This window comes from Streptomyces sp. NPDC030799 (genome assembly GCF_055572255.1).
On record NZ_JBVIDS010000002.1, the window covers coordinates 503727 to 518785 of the forward strand.

General features: G+C 70.9%; 11 protein-coding genes. 7 read left to right on the forward strand and 4 right to left on the reverse strand.

Going from position 1 to position 15059, the window contains the following annotated elements; translation table 11 throughout:
• Position 1: 1 nt before the first annotated feature.
• Positions 2 to 691: a TetR/AcrR family transcriptional regulator gene (locus tag ACZ41I_RS06180; protein ID WP_399762803.1), complete on the reverse strand. Its 690-nt coding sequence runs from the start codon at positions 689 to 691 to the stop codon at positions 2 to 4.
• Between the two features lie 98 nt (positions 692 to 789).
• Here ACZ41I_RS06180 and ACZ41I_RS06185 point away from each other — a divergent pair, with 98 nt between their 5' ends.
• Positions 790 to 1374, forward strand: a complete 585-nt coding sequence (locus ACZ41I_RS06185) for a cysteine hydrolase family protein (RefSeq protein WP_468513297.1) — start codon at positions 790 to 792, stop codon at positions 1372 to 1374.
• Positions 1375 to 1549: 175 nt separating this feature from the next.
• Positions 1550 to 1828, forward strand: a complete 279-nt coding sequence (locus ACZ41I_RS06190) for a hypothetical protein (protein ID WP_399762799.1) — start codon at positions 1550 to 1552, stop codon at positions 1826 to 1828.
• Between the two features lie 17 nt (positions 1829 to 1845).
• Here ACZ41I_RS06190 and ACZ41I_RS06195 read toward each other — a convergent pair whose 3' ends face one another.
• On the reverse strand, positions 1846 to 2388 hold the full coding sequence (locus ACZ41I_RS06195; protein WP_468513298.1) for a glycoside hydrolase family 25 protein: 543 nt from the start codon (positions 2386 to 2388) through the stop codon (positions 1846 to 1848).
• Positions 2389 to 2440: 52 nt separating this feature from the next.
• Positions 2441 to 5995, reverse strand: a complete 3555-nt coding sequence (locus ACZ41I_RS06200; protein WP_468513299.1) for an nSTAND1 domain-containing NTPase — start codon at positions 5993 to 5995, stop codon at positions 2441 to 2443.
• 301 nt (positions 5996 to 6296) lie between these two features.
• On the opposite strand from ACZ41I_RS06200, the gene ACZ41I_RS06205 reads away from it, so the two are divergent.
• The 4 genes from ACZ41I_RS06205 (at position 6297) to ACZ41I_RS06220 (ending at position 10699) form a co-directional block, all read left to right on the forward strand.
• On the forward strand, positions 6297 to 6668 hold the full coding sequence (locus ACZ41I_RS06205) for a peptidoglycan-binding domain-containing protein (RefSeq protein ID WP_363220596.1): 372 nt from the start codon (positions 6297 to 6299) through the stop codon (positions 6666 to 6668).
• Positions 6669 to 6951: 283 nt separating this feature from the next.
• Entirely contained in the window at positions 6952 to 7326 is a 375-nt protein-coding gene (locus ACZ41I_RS06210; protein ID WP_399762795.1) for a peptidoglycan-binding protein, read from the forward strand.
• Positions 7327 to 7474: 148 nt separating this feature from the next.
• Positions 7475 to 8482 carry a YihY/virulence factor BrkB family protein gene (locus tag ACZ41I_RS06215; protein WP_363219136.1) on the forward strand — a complete coding sequence of 336 codons (1008 nt, stop codon included), beginning with the start codon at positions 7475 to 7477 and terminating at the stop codon, positions 8480 to 8482.
• Positions 8483 to 8620: 138 nt separating this feature from the next.
• Positions 8621 to 10699: a SpoIIE family protein phosphatase gene (locus ACZ41I_RS06220; RefSeq protein ID WP_468513300.1), complete on the forward strand. Its 2079-nt coding sequence runs from the start codon at positions 8621 to 8623 to the stop codon at positions 10697 to 10699.
• 146 nt (positions 10700 to 10845) lie between these two features.
• On the opposite strand, the gene ACZ41I_RS06225 is transcribed toward ACZ41I_RS06220, so the two are convergent.
• Positions 10846 to 13650, reverse strand: coding sequence for a SpoIIE family protein phosphatase (locus tag ACZ41I_RS06225; protein ID WP_399762792.1), 2805 nt, complete (start codon positions 13648 to 13650; stop codon positions 10846 to 10848).
• Between the two features lie 257 nt (positions 13651 to 13907).
• Between ACZ41I_RS06225 and ACZ41I_RS06230 the strand changes: the two genes are divergently transcribed.
• Positions 13908 to 14963 (forward strand): PP2C family protein-serine/threonine phosphatase, encoded by a 1056-nt coding sequence (locus ACZ41I_RS06230; RefSeq protein ID WP_399762790.1) that lies wholly within the window; start codon positions 13908 to 13910, stop codon positions 14961 to 14963.
• The last annotated feature ends 96 nt before the right edge of the window (positions 14964 to 15059 follow it).

The following is a 15059-nucleotide window of genomic DNA, read 5'->3' on the forward strand; positions in this document are numbered from 1 at the left end:
GTCAGCGGGGGTCGGCGGTCGGCTGCGACCGAAGTGCGCGGGCCACGCTGTCGATGGTGGCGCTGTCAACGGGTGCCGTTCCGGTGAGGGTGCCGGCCAGTGCGCGGGCCAGGACGATTGCGGCGCTGATCCGGGTGTCTTCCTGCTCCTCGCCGGTGACCTTTGCGAGCACGGCGTCGCGCACCGACGTGGAGACGTCCAGCTCCCCGAACTGGTCGGGGAAGGAGAGCATCATCAGGCACACCCCCACGTTGGCGGCCAGGATCGACTGGCCTGCCAGTTCGGGGGACATGCGGAGTCGCCCGGCATCGCCGCACCGCCGCAGAGCCGCCAGGAGCAGGGCTTGCGCTTCCTTGACCGCCTGCGGCCTGGGGTCCCCCGTCGGCGTGAACATCAGCCGGTACAGGTGGGGGTTGGCCAGCGCGAACGTGACATGGCTGTCCCAGGCCGTACGCAGGTCCGCCACCGGATCAGCGGTGCGCGGATTGCGCCTCTTGCCGGCGAGGAAGCGTTCGAAGCCGATGTCGGCCACCGCGGCGAGCAGCCCTTGCTTGTCTCCGAACTGGCGGTAGATCTCAGGGCCGCCGACCTTGGCCCGTTCGCAGATGGCACGGGTGGAGATCGCCAGCGCGTCCTTGTCGGCGAGTAGTTCCACGGTGGCTTCCAGGATGCGCTCTCGTGCCGTCGTCATGTCCTCATGTTAACAGCTGGAGATAGCGCTGCTTACGACCTGTGTTAGCGTCGTAAACACGGCGCGACAACCTCTCCAGTACGTGAAGGTGGTTCCCCATGGCTACGACGACCCTGCGTGAGCTGAACGGCTTCGACGAGACGCCCGCTTCCCTGGCCGACGCCACGGTGATTCTGATCGACTACCAGAACACCTACACCGGCGGCGTCATGGAACTGGACGGCTACGCCGAGGCCATCACCGAAGGCAAGAGGCTTCTCGCCGCCGCCCGTGAGGCGGGTGCCCCGGTCATCCACGTTCAGGACGCGGGCTACGACACCGACTCCGAGGGTGGCCGGATCCACCCGGACGTCGCGCCGATCGAGGGCGAGGCGATTGTCGTCAAGAGCGTTCCCAACGCCTACCACGACACCGACCTCGGAGAGCTGGTCGAGAAGGCCGGCCGCAAGAACGTCATCCTCGCCGGGTTCATGACCAACATGTGCGTCCTGTTCACCGCCCAGGGGGCATTCCTGCGGGGCGACCGTCCGACTGTCGTCGCCGGCGCCTGCGCGACCCGTTCCCTGTCCACGATGAAGGCGGCCGGTGCCACACTGACCGCCCGGCAGATTCATGACGGCGCTCTCGCGACGATCACGGAACTCTACGGCGTGGTGGTGCCATCCGTTTCTGATGTGAAGTAACCCCGAATCGGACGCGCCGGAAAACCCGCGAGCACCCTGCTCGGCGGCCAAGCAGGCTACCGGCCCGGCGCGTCCGTTCGGTCGGCGGGCAGGCTCCGGCGATGATTCGTTCTGCGATCGCTCGGCGATCGGCACGCGCAGAAACTCTGGCCGGATTCGCCACACCCTGGGGGTCATGATGTCTTCGCCGGCTTCGTCCAGCGTGATCAGTGAAAGTGTCGAGAAAACACGGTCCTTGACCGGGTGCGTCGCTGTGCTGGTCGGGGACCTGGCCATCACGGTCGCCGCGGTTCTGGGTATTTGGTGGACGCGCGACACGCGGGACTCGGTGGCGATTCTCAGCAGTGCCTTCACCGCGGTGACCAGCATGACCACCGCGTACTTCGGGATCAAGGGCATTTCCAACACGGCCCAGCGGGTCGTGCATGCCGCGCCGCCGCAGAGCCGCGAGTGATCAGCGGGAGCCGGTGGTCAGCACCATGCGACCAGCTCCGCCTTGTCCCTGAAGTTCCCGAGATCCCTGTCCACGGGACGGTCGGTGTACTGGTGGAAGACCCAGGGATGCCGGATGTCGGGCTTTCCGGGATGGCCGTTGTATTGAGCGATCCACAGGCCGTCACCGGCGAACGAGGTCGTGTCGCGGGTCAGCCAGAAGTCACGGTTGCAGTACAGGATCACCTTGTGGCCGGGCGCTTTGTGCTGCACCCGTTTGATCCATGCGTCCTTCCAGGCGCCCGATATTTCCGGGTCCTCCCAGTCCAGAGCGAGGATGTCACCGTCCGCGAGTTTGATCTTCGACAGAAAGTAGTCGGCCTGAACCTCGTACGGTCCCGGGCGGGCGAAGTGGTAGAAGCCGGTGACCAGTCCGGCGCGGCGAGCGGTCTCCCTCTGGGCGACCCATTTGGGATTCGTGTAGGTGTGACCCTCTGTTATCTTTATGAACACGAAGTCGAGCCCTGAGACGTCGTATCTGTCCGGCTGGACCGACGACACGTCGATGCCTCTGGTGGTCATGAAAGGCTCCTCCGTTCGAGCCGGAGATATCGCATTTCAAGAATACGCGGGGCTATGTCGGCACGCATACCTGGTGCTGCGGCCGGCCGTGCAGATATTGGTGGCGTTCCCGTTGTGTGAAATCCCGGTCGACGGCTCGGCAGATCATGTCGATCGCTTCGGCCGGACCGGGCAGAGTCAGCTTCCATCGTTGGATCCTGCCGTCTTCGCCACTTGCGATCAGTGTGCGTTGATCGGGGCCGAAGGCCAGTGCATGCACGGATGACTGCTGTCCTACGAGAGTGCCGCGGACCGTTCGCGTGGAAAGGTCCCAGAGACGGACCGTGCCGTTGTCGTGGCCGGCGGCGAGAGTACGGCCGTCCGGGCTCAGCGCCACCGACGAGGCCATGTCCCTGAGGATGGCGCTGTCCTTCCCCCTGGCCGTGTCCCACAGCCGCAGTGTGCCGTCGGCGGCGGCGGACACGAGCGTGTGCCCATCGCGACTGAACGCAAGAGCGACGACGACATCGGTGTGCCCCGGAACAACGCCTCGGCGCTTGCCGGTGGCCACGTCCCACAACCCCACGGTCGTACCCGTGCCCCCCGTGGCGAGGAGCCGGCCGTCGGGGGTGAGGGCCGCCGCGATGCATGTGTCGGACCGGGGCCGGCAGCGCACCGTCGTTCGCAGCGTGCGGTCGGTCATGTCCCACACCTGCACGGTGGAACCGTCGGCACTGGTCACGGTGGACATCACATGGCGGTCCGTACGAAGACTCAGCGACACCACCGGGCCGAAGCCCACGGTGCGGGCGTTGCGGACCTGTTCGCCGACCGCATCCCAGTCCCGCACCACTCCGCCGACATCACCCACTTCCACCGTGCGCGCATCAGCCGTGAACATCATCGCCGACACGGTGGTCGTCTCCTCCCCGGCCACCTCGGCCTGCCCCTCGGTGGCATCCCACAGGCGGACGGTACGATCCCGGCCGCCGGAGGCCAGGGTGCTCCCGTCGGGGCTGAACGACACGGAGGACACACTGTCGGAGTGCCCGGTGAAGACGGCCCGGTTCTTGCCGGTGGCCGCATCCCACAGCCGCACCGTGTCGTCGTCACTGCCGGTGGCTGCCACGCGCCCGTCCGGGCCGAACGCCACCGCGCGCACAGGTCCGTGATGGCCGGCGAGGCGGGCGCGCGGTGCGCCCGTCACGGTGTCCGACAGCTGCACCAGGCCCCCCAGATCACCGGTGGCCAGTAAGCGGCCGTCCGGGCTGAAGGCCATCGATGTCACAGGACCCAGCCCCCCGGAGCGGACAGCTCGAATCGCGGTGCCGGGCAGCTCGCACACCCGTATCCTGCCGTGCGCGTCACTGACCGCCAGGAGGCGGCTGTCCGGACTGTAGGCGAGGGCGCCCACTCCGGAGGCTGAGACGCGGAGGGTCGTACGGACCGCGCCCGTGGCCACGTCCCGCAGTCCGACCCGGCCGTCGGAGCACCCGACGGCCAGGGAGCGGCCGTCGGGGCTGAACGCCATCGGTACCGAGTCCGCCCTGCAGTCCGCGGCGGTCCATGCCCTGCCGGTCGACACGTTCCGCACGCGCAACGTTCCGTTGCTGTCGTCAGCAGTCAGAAGTTCGCCGTCCGGCCGGTAGGCGACCGTGTGAGCGCCGCCGGCGGAGCCGGGGAACCCTGCGCGCAGGGCACCCGTGTGTGCGTCCCGGAGTTGCACCGTGCCGTCGGCATGGCCGGTGGCCACCGTGCGGCCGTCGGGGCTGAACACCACCGCCTGTACCGGATCTCTGTGTCCGGTCAGACGGTGTCGCAGCGGAAGGGCCGCCGCGGCGTACAGGCTTGAGGTGGCCTCAGCGGTGGGGCGGATCCGATACGCCTGGACGGCCAGGAGCGAGGCCAGATCGGGGTCGTCGCCCAACAGGGCGGCCGACTGCGCGGCCAGCTGGCGGGACAGGGCGATGCTCTGTGCGGCGAGCGCCTCCTGACGCCGGTGTTCGCTCGTGCGGTACTGGTTCCATGCGACCAGACCCGCGGTGACGGCCACCACGAGCAGGGCGGACAGCATGGCGGTGAGCCGGCGCAGACGTCGGGTCGTGCGGGCGGCCGCGCGGTGTTCGCGGTCACGAGCCGTCGTACTGCTGATGAGGAAGTCCCGTTCCCAGCACGTCAGTTCCCCGGCCGAGGCCGGGTCGCCGAAGACTGCCTCTGCTGCCGCCAGGCGGACGCCGCGATACAGGGCGCCCGGGTCGCGGTCCAGCGCATTCCAGGCGCGGGCGGCTTCGGTGAGGCGCCGGTGCACCAGCAGGCGCTCACGGGCGTCGTCGATCCAGCTCCGCAACCTGGGCCAAGCGGTGATGAGGGCTTCGTGTGCCAGGTGGACGGTGTCGCCGTCGACAGCGACCAGCCGTGCTCTCACCAGCCGCTCAAGCGTGTCAGCGGCGAACGGGGAGCCGTGGGCGGCCAGTTCCGCACGGTCCGCCGGGCGGCAAGTGTCCTGCGCCCCTTCACCGGGAGTGATCAGGCGCAGCAGGATTCTTCGGACGTAGCCGGCCTGGTGAGCGGGCAGCTGGGTGTAGAGCTCTTCTGCGGTACGGGAGACGGCCCCCTGGACGCCGCCTGCCGCCTCGTACGAGGACAGGGTCAGAGCGCGGCCTCGGCGACGGCGCCAGGTCTCCAGCAGGGCGTGGGACATCAGGGGCAGCCCGCCGGGATTCCCCGAGACCTCCTCGACGATCCTCGTGGTCAGTTCCCGCTCCACGATCAGCCCCGCAGCCATCGCCGGCCTGACGATGGCCTGCCGGAGTTCGGCCGGGCTCATGGGCCCGACGAGCACGGTGGCCTCGCGCAGCGCCGCGGCCAGTGCGGGGTGTTCCGCACAGCGGCCGAAGAAGTCGGCCCGCACCGAGAGCAGGACCCTCACCCCGCTCCCGGGTTCCAGCGCGGTCAGGAGCAGGCCGATACAGGCCTCGCGTTCAGCCGGGTCGGTGCACAGGGTGAACAGTTCCTCGAACTGGTCGACCACGACGACCGTGTCCCCGGGCTCCGGGCTCACCCGCATCGCAGCGGTGTGGGCGGACATGGGCCGGGGCCCGGGGGTGAGGATGCGGATGGCCGCCGGCCGGCGGTCCGGGGACTCCTCGTTCTGGAGGAGGGGGATCAGTCCCGCGCGCAGCAGCGAGGACTTGCCGCTGCCCGAAGGGCCCACCACGGCGACCAGGCGGTGGGCGTACACCCGCTCGGCGAGCTGAGCAGTGAGCTCGTCCCGGCCGAAGAACACGTCCTGGTCGCCCGTCTCGAAGCGGGCCAGACCCCGGTACGGCGACCGCGCGTCGTCGCCATGCCGTGCACCGGCGGCAACCTCCACGGCCGCCGCGCGCCAGCGTTGTTCCCACTCCGCGGCATCCGCGCCGCACGCTTGCGCATAGGCCAGCGCCACCGCGAGGGACGGCAACTGCTCGCCTGCAGCCGCCCGTGACAGCGTGGCCGCCGAGTACGACGTGCGCTGCGCCATGGCCCGGTAGGTGGGGCCTCCCGCTTCCTGGCGCAGCTTGCGCAGCTCGAAGGCGAAGGCCTGAGCCGGGCCTGACGCCGGATCCAGTTGGCCTTCACGGCGGCCCATTCCTGCCTCGCCTCCCCGTCGACGCATTGCAGCGGGCCACAACCTACGCGCGCCACTCAGATGGCTACAAGCATGTTGACCTGCACTTTTCGGCCAACCACTGCCGCGGACACCCGCCTTCGGAATTTTGTTGCAGGCGGTGGCAGGCGGGTGCGCAACAACCAGGTCACCCGGAAACCTGATGCCTGGCCGGCGACGGACAACGCTCGGGGGGCGACGTCGGCCACCCACGTCCTCTTCCCTTCCGGGCCCCGGCGCCCGCCGCGCTCGGGCGCCCGGCCCTCTCCCATCGGAGGTATGCATGCTGTCGTTGCGCTCCCGCGTCGCACTGCTCACCAGCGCGGTCCTGCTGGGCGGTGGCGGCCTGATCGCCGGCGCTCCGGCGGCCACCGCCGCCCCGGTCCAGCCCCACCACTTCACCTGCACCTACACCACGGCCGAGCCGCAACTCTCCGTCGGCTCCACGGGTACGGCCGTCAAGCAGGCCCAGTGCCAGCTCAACAGCGTCCTGGACCGCAGGGTCAACGTGGACGGCATCTTCGGCTCGGGCACCAAGAGCGCCGTCGTGGCGTTCCAGCAGTGCGCCGGCCTCCACGCCGACGGCATCATCGGCCCGAACACCTGGTCCGCGCTGGACCGGTGGTGGCTGAACGACATCGACTGCCACAAGTGACCGGCGCTGCCGGGCCGGAAGGCGGCAGCGCTCCGGCCCGGCACCCGCCGCCCGGCTGCCGACGCCGGCCGCACGCCGCAGCCTCCCGCCGGGGCTGCGGCGTGTCCGGCCCCGCACAGGCATGGCGCTGCGCCTTGCCGGTGCCCGGCGCGGACGCGAAACGGCGACACGCCCGTGCCGGAGCGCCGTGTCCGCTTCCTCCGGCCCCGGCCCGAATCCGCCGACGACCGTCACGCGCCCGCCTCGCCACCGCACCCCCGATCCCAGGACAAGGAGTCGGATCATGGCCTCACCACACCGTGCCCTGCTCACCTTGACCGCGCTGCTGCTCGCCGGCGGTGTTGCCGCCGCGGAGCCATCCGCAGCGGCACCGGCCCGTACGCCCGCCGCAGCAGCCGGGACTCTCGCCACCTGCAGCTACTACTCCGGCATCGGACCGGTGCAGTCCGGCAAGACCTATCCGGACCGGCGGGTGGCCGAAGTGCAGTGCCTGATCGACGCCAACACCAGCTACCGCCCGCCCCTCCCCGTCGACGGCCTCTACGGCCCCCGGACCGTAAGCGCGGTCATCGTGGTCCAGCAGCACGCCGGGCTCACCCCCGACGGCATCGTGGGCCCCGCCACCTGGGCGGCCCTGCGAGCCGGCGTCTGGTGGTAGGCGCGACCTCGGCACGTGCCGGCCGGCCGGTCCCGGCAGCCCCCGGCGACTCCCACGAGCGGCGGTGTGGGAGAGCCCGGCCGGGGCACGGGAATGCTGAGGTGTTCCGCTGACGTGCGGACCCGCACCCGAGGGCGTGGGAGGGCACATGGACGCGCTGGCCCGGCTGGACCGATATCAGAGACGGCACCGGTGGGCGGGGATGCCGCTCGCGGTCGTGTACAAGTTCTTCGACGACCAGGCCACCTACCTGGCCGCGCTGATGGCCTACTACGGCTTCGTCTCCCTCTTCCCGCTGCTGCTGTTCCTGGTGGCGATCCTCAGCGCCGCCCTGCACGGCAATCCGCAGCTGCAGCACTCGATGCTGCACTCGGCACTGAGCGAGTTCCCGGTGATCGGCGACCAACTCGGCCACAACATCCACTCGTTCCACGGCAGCAGCGCCGCCGTCGCGGTAGGTGTCACGGGCAGCGTGTACGGCGCCCTGGGGATCGCCCAGGCGGTGCAGCACGCACTGAACAAGATCTTCGCAGTGCCGCGCCATGCCCGTCCCGACCCGCTGCGCTCACGGGTGCGGAGCCTGTACTTCCTGCTCCTGCTCGCGGCAGGCCTGTGCCTGACGACCGCACTGTCCACCGCTGAATCCGCTGCCACCATCTTCGGAACCCGCCTGGCCATCGGCATCAGAATCGCCGTCGCAGCCCTGGCGGTCGCCGCCGACGCCGCCCTCCTGCTGCTGAGTTACCGGCTGATGACCAGACGCAAGCTGCCGCTGCGCGTGACGTACGGCCCGGCCCTGGGAGCCGCCTGCGCGTGGCAGGCACTGCAGTGGGGCGGTTCCTACTACGTCGGGCACGTGCTGCGGGGCACCACGGCGACCTACGGCATGTTCGGCATCGTGCTCGGCCTGCTCGCCTGGATCTACCTCGCCGCCACGGTGTACCTGACGACAGCGGAGATCATCGCCGTCCGCTGCCTGCGACTGTGGCCGCGCAGCCTGCTGACACCTTTCACCGATCACGTCCACCTCGCCAGGGGCGACGTGCGCGCCTACCGGTCCTACGCGACCACGGAGTCCTTCAAGGGCTTCGAGAAGATCGACGTCCGCTTCGGCGAGCCTCCGCCGCCGGCCGTTGGCGACACGGGACCTCCCTGATGCGACCGGGGAGCAAGCAGGGGGCGCAGGTCCCGGCTCGCTGGGAGGCACGCCGCCCGGAAGGCGGTGACTATGAAGGAAGAAGGCAGTAAGTCGCCGAGGCGGCGGGCTCCCGCCGAGGGGAGAGGAGAACGACCTATGGGCGGCAGGACGGGCCCCTCGCAGTCCGGCGCCCCGGACCGGCCCCTGCCCGGTGCCGGCTCGTCGCCCACCGGCCTGCTCGACCTGCTGAGCGTCGCAGCGGTGGTCCTGGACACGCAGGGACGCGTGGTGTTCTGGAGCCCGCAGGCGGAGGAGTTGTTCGGCTACAGCGCGCAGGAGGCGCTGGGGCGGTTCGCGGCGCGGCTGCTGGTCCACGAGGAGCACTGGGACCAGGTGATCGCGCTGTTCGCCGAGGTCATGGAGTCCGGCGCGGACTGGGCCGGGGCCTTTCCGGTCCGGCACAAGGACGGCAGTAAGCGGCTGGTGGAGTTCCGCAACATGCGGCTGCTCGACGATCTCGGGGACACCTACGCCCTGGGGCTGGCCGTGGACCAGGCGACGGTGGCACGGGTCGAGCGGGGCGTGGCCCTCTCGGCGCGTCTGGTCTCCCAGTCCCCGATCGGCCTGGCCATCCTCGATCCCGACCTGCGCTACGTGACCGTGAACCCGGCGCTGGAGCGCATCCACGGACTCCCCGCCGCCGAACATCTGGGCCGGCGGGTCCGCGAGGTCCTGACCTTTCTGGACGCCGAGGCCATCGAAGCCCGTATGCGCCAGGTCCTGGAGACCGGACAGCCGGTGTCCGACCGGTACGTCGTCGGCCGCACCAGCGCCGACCAGGACCGAGAGTACGCCTGGTCGGTGTCGTACCACCGGCTGGACGACGCCACCGGCCGGGTGATCGGTCTGGCCACATCCGTCATCGACATCACCGAACGCCATGAGGCCACCCTGGCGGCGACACGCGCCCGGAACCGTCTGGCCCTGATAGCCCACGCCTCCGCCTCCATCGGTACGACCCTCGACGTGGAGCGGACGGCACGTGAGCTGGCCGGTGTGGTCGTACCGGACCTGGCCGACGTGGCCGCGGTGCACGTGCTCGACAGCGTGCTGCGCGGACGCACCCCGTCGGAGAGCGGCCCCGCCCGCTTCCGTGTCGCCGCCGTCGCCGCGGCACCCGCCGGCGAGGCGGCACAGGCGGCGGCCGATGTTCCCGGCGGCCTCGCCACGTACGACAGCGACCGTCTGATCACCCGGTGTGTGCGCACCCGCAGGCCGGTGCTGGTGGCCGAGACCACCCGCGGGGACCTGCGGCACATCGCCCGCACCAGCGAGGCCGCCGCCCTTCTGGAGGCGGCCGGCGTGCATTCCTACCTCGCGGTGCCGCTGCTGGCCCGCGGAGAGGTCCTGGGGGCGCTCAGCCTCGGACGCGTCCGCACGCCCGCGCCGTTCGACGAGGACGACACGCTCCTCGCCTGCGAGCTGGCCGGCCGTGCCGCGACGTGCGTCGACAACGCCCGCTGGTACCAGAGCGTGCGCGACACCGCCCTCACCCTCCAGCGCCGCCTGCTGCCCGAGCTGCCGTCCCGCCTGCCCGGACTGGAGATCGCCTGCCGTTATCGGCCGGCCGGAGCCGTCAGCGAGATCGGCGGAGACTGGTTCGACGCCGTGCGCCTGCCGGGCGACAGGACCGCGCTGGTCGTCGGGGACGTGATGGGCAGCGGCATCAACGCTGCCGCCAGCATGGGCCAACTGCGCAGCGCCACCCGCGCCTTCGCCGAGCTGGACCTCGACCCGGCCGCGGTTCTCCGTCACCTCGACCATCTGGCCGAGGACGTGGAGCACACCATCGCCACCTGCGTCTACTGCCGGTACGACCCCGAGCGGGGCGAGTGCCGCATCAGCCTGGCCGGTCATCTGCCTCCGGCCCTCGTCCGGTCCGGCCGGCCGGCCGAGCTGCTCGACGTCCCCTCCGGCGTGCCACTGGGCGTCGGCGGATGGGCCTTCGAGACGACGGCCTTCCCCTTCCGCCCCGGCGACCAACTCGCTCTCTACACCGACGGACTGGTCGAAACGCGCGGCGACCCGATCGACGCCCGCCTCGGCATCCTCCGCGACGCCCTGACCGCGACGGCCGCCCGGGATCTGGGAGACACGTGCGACCGGGTGCTGGAGACCCTCCGGCCCAGGGCCGGCGACGACGTCGCTCTCCTGCTGGCCCGCGCCCAGCATTGAACGACGCCCGGAAGCGGCCCCGGACGGGAAGAGAGCGCCGGCATCATGCGGCGGCGTCCCGTTCGGCGTTCCCTTCTGGTCGTCCCGGTCGCCCTGGTCGTCCCGGTCGCCGTTCCGGCCCGGCGGGCGCTCGGAGGCCCGCGGGCTCAGGCGTCGGGATCGTCGAACTGGTCGAGCAGGAAGTCGACCGGTGTGGGGCCCGTGCGGGCTGCCGGGCCGGCGTCGAGAAGCTGCTGCTCCGCCCAGATGACCTTGCCACGGGGCGTGTACCGCGTTCCCCACCGCTGGGCGAACTGCGCCACCAGGAACAGCCCCCGTCCGCCCTCGTCCGTGGTCGCCGCCCGCCGCAGGCGGGGCGAGGTGCCGCTGCCGTCCGACACCTCGCAGATCAGACAGCGTCCGTGCAGCAACCGCACCCTGACCGGCGGCGAGCCGTACCGGATCGCGTTCGTGACCAGCTCGCTGAGGATCAGTTCCGTGGCGAATCCCGTCTCCTCCAGCCCCCATTGCCGCAATGTCTCCCTGCAGCGCGCCCGTACCGAGGGCACCAGCGCCGGGTCCTGCGGCACGTCCCACTCGGCCACACGGGAGGACGGGAACCTCCGGGTACGTGCCGTCAGCAGCGCGATGTCGTCGCAGGCAGGTGACGGCTTCAGCGCGTCGATCACCGCCTGGCACGTCTCCTCCGGAGTACGGCCCCCGGATCCGTCCAAGGCCCGGCGCAGCCGCTCCATCCCCGCGTCGATGTCGTGGGTGCGGTCCTCCACGAGGCCGTCGGTGTACAGCACCAGCTGTGAGCCCTCGGGCAGGGACACCTCCGCGGTCTCGAACGGGTGGCCGCCCAGGCCGAGCGGCGTGGAAGCCGGCACGCCGGCACAGGTGACCGTCCCGTCCGGGTGCAGCACCACCGGTTCCGGATGTCCCGCGCGGGCCATCGTGCAGACCCCCGCCACCGGGTCGTAGACCGCGTAGAGGCAGGTCGCCCCGGTCACGCCCTCACCCTCGCCGCCCGCCGCGGCATCGTCCGTGTTCTCCTCGTTGTCGATGCGGATGACCAGGTCGTCCAGGTTCCCGAGCACCTCGTCCACGGGCAGGTCCAGGGTGGAGAAGTTGTGCACCGCGGTGCGCAGCCGGCCCATGGTCGCCGCCGCGTGCAGCCCGCGGCCGACGACATCACCCATCACCAGAGCCACGCGGGCGCCCGGAAGCGGAATGATGTCGAACCAGTCGCCGCCCACTCCCGCCTCCGCGGGCAGATACCGCCAGGCCACCTCCAGCGCGTCCTGCTCCGGCTGCCCCCGTGGCAGCAGGCTGCGCTGCAGCGTCACCGCCATCGCGTGCTCGCGGGTGAATCTGCGGGCGTTGTCGATGGCCACGGCCGCCCGCGCGGTCAGTTCCTCGGCGAAGGTGAGATCCTCCGGCTCGAACGCCGCGGAGTCCGCCGTCCGGTAGAAGTTCACCACGCCCAGCGCCACGTTCCGCGCCCGCAGGGGCACGGTCACCAGCGAGCGCAACCCGCACTCCAGGGCCTTGCGGGCGCGCTCCGGATCCTGTTCCCGCCAGCCGTGTGCCTCCCGCAGGTCCGCCTCCAGCATGACCCGCCGTTCCTGCAGCGTCCGCATCTGCGGGGTCCGGGCCGAGAACGTGATCACTTCGCCCGGCGGATACACCGGCATCATCTGCCGGTCGCCGCCGATCGCCGTCCGGCGCAGCTGCCGCCAGCCCTCCGCCGTGGGCTCCCACCCCCGCAGCACCGCCTCCAGCAGGTCCACCGTCACGAGGTCGGCGAACTGGGGTGCCGCCACGTCGGCCAGCTCCTGGGCGGTACGCTCCACGTCCAGCGTGGTCCCGATCCCCACCCCGGCCTCGTACAGCAGCTCCAGCCGCTCCCGCGCCATCTCGGCCCGCACCGAGACCGCCGCCAGCTCCGTGGTGTCCCGCAGGGTCACCACGCTGCCTCCCCGGTCGGCGTGCGGGTAGGTCGGCCGCTTGTTCACCAGCAGCAACCGGTCCCCGGCGGGATGCAGCTCGTCGGTGACCGTCTCCGGCGACGACAGCAGACGCGTGATCGGCTCCGGCAGGCCCAGTTCCGGCACCGGGCGCCCGCGCGCGTCCGCCGGCAGTCCCAGCAGCCGCGTCGCCTCGTCGTTGGCCAGCAGCAGCCGTCCGTCGGCTCCGGTGATCAGCACTCCTTCCCGCACCGAGTGCAGCACCGCGTCATGGTGCTCGTACAGCTCTGCCAGCTCCACCGGGGCCAGGCCGTGCGTCTGCCGGCGCAGCCGCCGGGACACGAGCGTCGTGCCCGTCATGGCCAGCGCCAGCGCGACGGCGCCGCTGCCCAGGATGATCGGCAGCTGCGGCATCCACAGTGCCGACACGTTCTTGACCGTGATTCCGGCCGAGACCAGGCCGACCACCTTGCCGTGCGAGTCGGTCACCGGGACCACCGCCTGCACGTCCGTTCCCTTGCCCGCGGGCAGAGGCGGCCCACCGGCCTGCTCGACGACGGTACGGCCCTGCAGCGCCGGAGCGATGGTGCCGACGAACTTCTTCCCGATCTCCTGCGGATAGGGATACGTATAACGGATCCCCTGGGTGTTCATGGCGACGATGAAGTCCACGCCCGTGCGCTTCCGCGCCGCCTCGGCCCACGGCTGCAGCACCGCTGTCGGATCCCGGCTCTGCAGCGCCTCGGCCGTGCCGGGCGCACTCGCGAACGCCTGGGCCACGACGACCGACTCACGGCGACCCAGTTGCACCGCGTCACGCGCCGTCTGGAGCACCGCGGCCACCACCGCGGCCACGACCAGCAGGACCACGATGACGACCTGGAGAAGGAACACCTGACCGGCCGCACTGCGCAGGTCCAGCAGGGAGGCCCGGTGCCGGCGCGAGGGTCCGACGGGCGGATGACGTTCCGGGCCCGGAGAGCGCCCGGAAAATACCTCCATACACCCTTGATAACACCACTGGGGCCAAGCCGAAGTACCAAACGGCCGGGTGCGCGGCGGCACGGGCGTACAGGCTCGGCGCCGCTCTGCGGGAGGCGGTCGGTTCGTCGTTCGCGCGCCTACTCGGCGCCCTCCGCTCCGCCGACCACCGAAGCCCGTTATGCCCCGATAGGATATCTTTTGTGATCAGGACAGGACGGCCTCGGCGCCACCGCCCTCCGTACGGTGGCCGACGCGAAACCGTACTGCTGTCCCCTGTGGTTCTGACCGTTCTCATCACCGGCCTGGCTTTCGCCACCCCCCGGGAGATCGCCTTCAGCCGTCTCCTGCCCGCCGCTCCCGCTCTCGCCGCCGCGATGTGGCCCGTGCTGCCGACGATCGTGCTGGGGGCGTTCTGCCTGCTGGCCATGATCGGGCTCAGCCTCGTCTACTCCGATCTGGGGACGCCCTACACGGCGGCTGCGATCGTCGCGGTCACGTTGGCGGCCGCCTACACGAGCCACCTCCGGCTCCAGCGGGAGGAGACCCTCTTTCAGATCCGGCTGGTCGCCGACGCGGCGCAGCAGGTGCTGCTGCGCCCGCTGCCGCGCCGCGTCCAGGACGTCGACATCGAGTCGCTGTATCTCGCGGCCCAGGAGCAGGCCCGGATCGGAGGCGACTTCTACGAGGTGGCGGACACGCCGTACGGGGTCCGGCTGCTCATCGGTGACGTGCGCGGCAAAGGCCTGTCGGCGGTGGGGGCGGCCTCGGCGGTGATCAACTGCTTCAGGGAGAACGCGTACGACCAGCCCGACCTGAGGGGCATCATCCATCGCCTGGAGACCAGCATGTGCCGCTACAGCGTCGCGCTCCTCGACCCGGATCAGCCCGAGCACTTCGCCACCGCTCTGATCGCCGAGATCCCGTACGGCAGTGGGCATGTGAAGATCCTGAACTGTGGCCACCCCCCGCCCCTGCTGATGCGCAGCGGAGAGGTGTGCGTCCTGGACCCCACCGTCCCCTCTCCGCCCCTCAATCTCGCGGCGCTCCTCGGGGACGACTACAACGTCGACACCGTCGCCTTCGCCTCGGGCGACCAGATGCTGCTCTACACCGACGGAGTGACGGAGACCCGGGACCGCGCCGGCGCGTTCTTCCCGCTGCCGGAGTGGATGCGGCAGCTCGGCTCGGCAGCGCCCCGTGAGCTGCTGGACCGGCTGCACCAAGACCTGCTCCATTACAGCGGCGGACGGCTCGACGACGACATCGCGGCCGTCGCCGTCCGCTGCAGGCGCCCCGCGGTTCAAGAGGGCTCCGCAGAGGGCTCCGCGTAGGTGAGTCCCGGTGTCTCAGTCCTCGGTCCAGGTGTGTGCTGCCCCGGTCTGGGCCGACGATGGATGAAGGCAGCACGCCCGCCGGTACGGCGTACG

What these genes read in the sequence shown, in the direction of transcription:
- ACZ41I_RS06220 (WP_468513300.1), top strand. Translation starts at nt 8,621, where the DNA reads ATGGGCGGCAGGACGGGCCCCTCGCAGTCCGGCGCCCCGGACCGGCCC.
- ACZ41I_RS06205 (WP_363220596.1), top strand. Translation starts at nt 6,297, where the DNA reads ATGCTGTCGTTGCGCTCCCGCGTCGCACTGCTCACCAGCGCGGTCCTG.
- ACZ41I_RS06185 (WP_468513297.1), top strand. Translation starts at nt 790, where the DNA reads ATGGCTACGACGACCCTGCGTGAGCTGAACGGCTTCGACGAGACGCCC.
- ACZ41I_RS06215 (WP_363219136.1), top strand. Translation starts at nt 7,475, where the DNA reads ATGGACGCGCTGGCCCGGCTGGACCGATATCAGAGACGGCACCGGTGG.
- ACZ41I_RS06190 (WP_399762799.1), top strand. Translation starts at nt 1,550, where the DNA reads ATGATGTCTTCGCCGGCTTCGTCCAGCGTGATCAGTGAAAGTGTCGAG.
- ACZ41I_RS06210 (WP_399762795.1), top strand. Translation starts at nt 6,952, where the DNA reads ATGGCCTCACCACACCGTGCCCTGCTCACCTTGACCGCGCTGCTGCTC.
- ACZ41I_RS06195 (WP_468513298.1), bottom strand. Translation starts at nt 2,388, where the DNA reads ATGACCACCAGAGGCATCGACGTGTCGTCGGTCCAGCCGGACAGATAC.
- ACZ41I_RS06200 (WP_468513299.1), bottom strand. Translation starts at nt 5,995, where the DNA reads ATGGGCCGCCGTGAAGGCCAACTGGATCCGGCGTCAGGCCCGGCTCAG.
- ACZ41I_RS06225 (WP_399762792.1), bottom strand. Translation starts at nt 13,650, where the DNA reads ATGGAGGTATTTTCCGGGCGCTCTCCGGGCCCGGAACGTCATCCGCCC.
- ACZ41I_RS06180 (WP_399762803.1), bottom strand. Translation starts at nt 691, where the DNA reads ATGACGACGGCACGAGAGCGCATCCTGGAAGCCACCGTGGAACTACTC.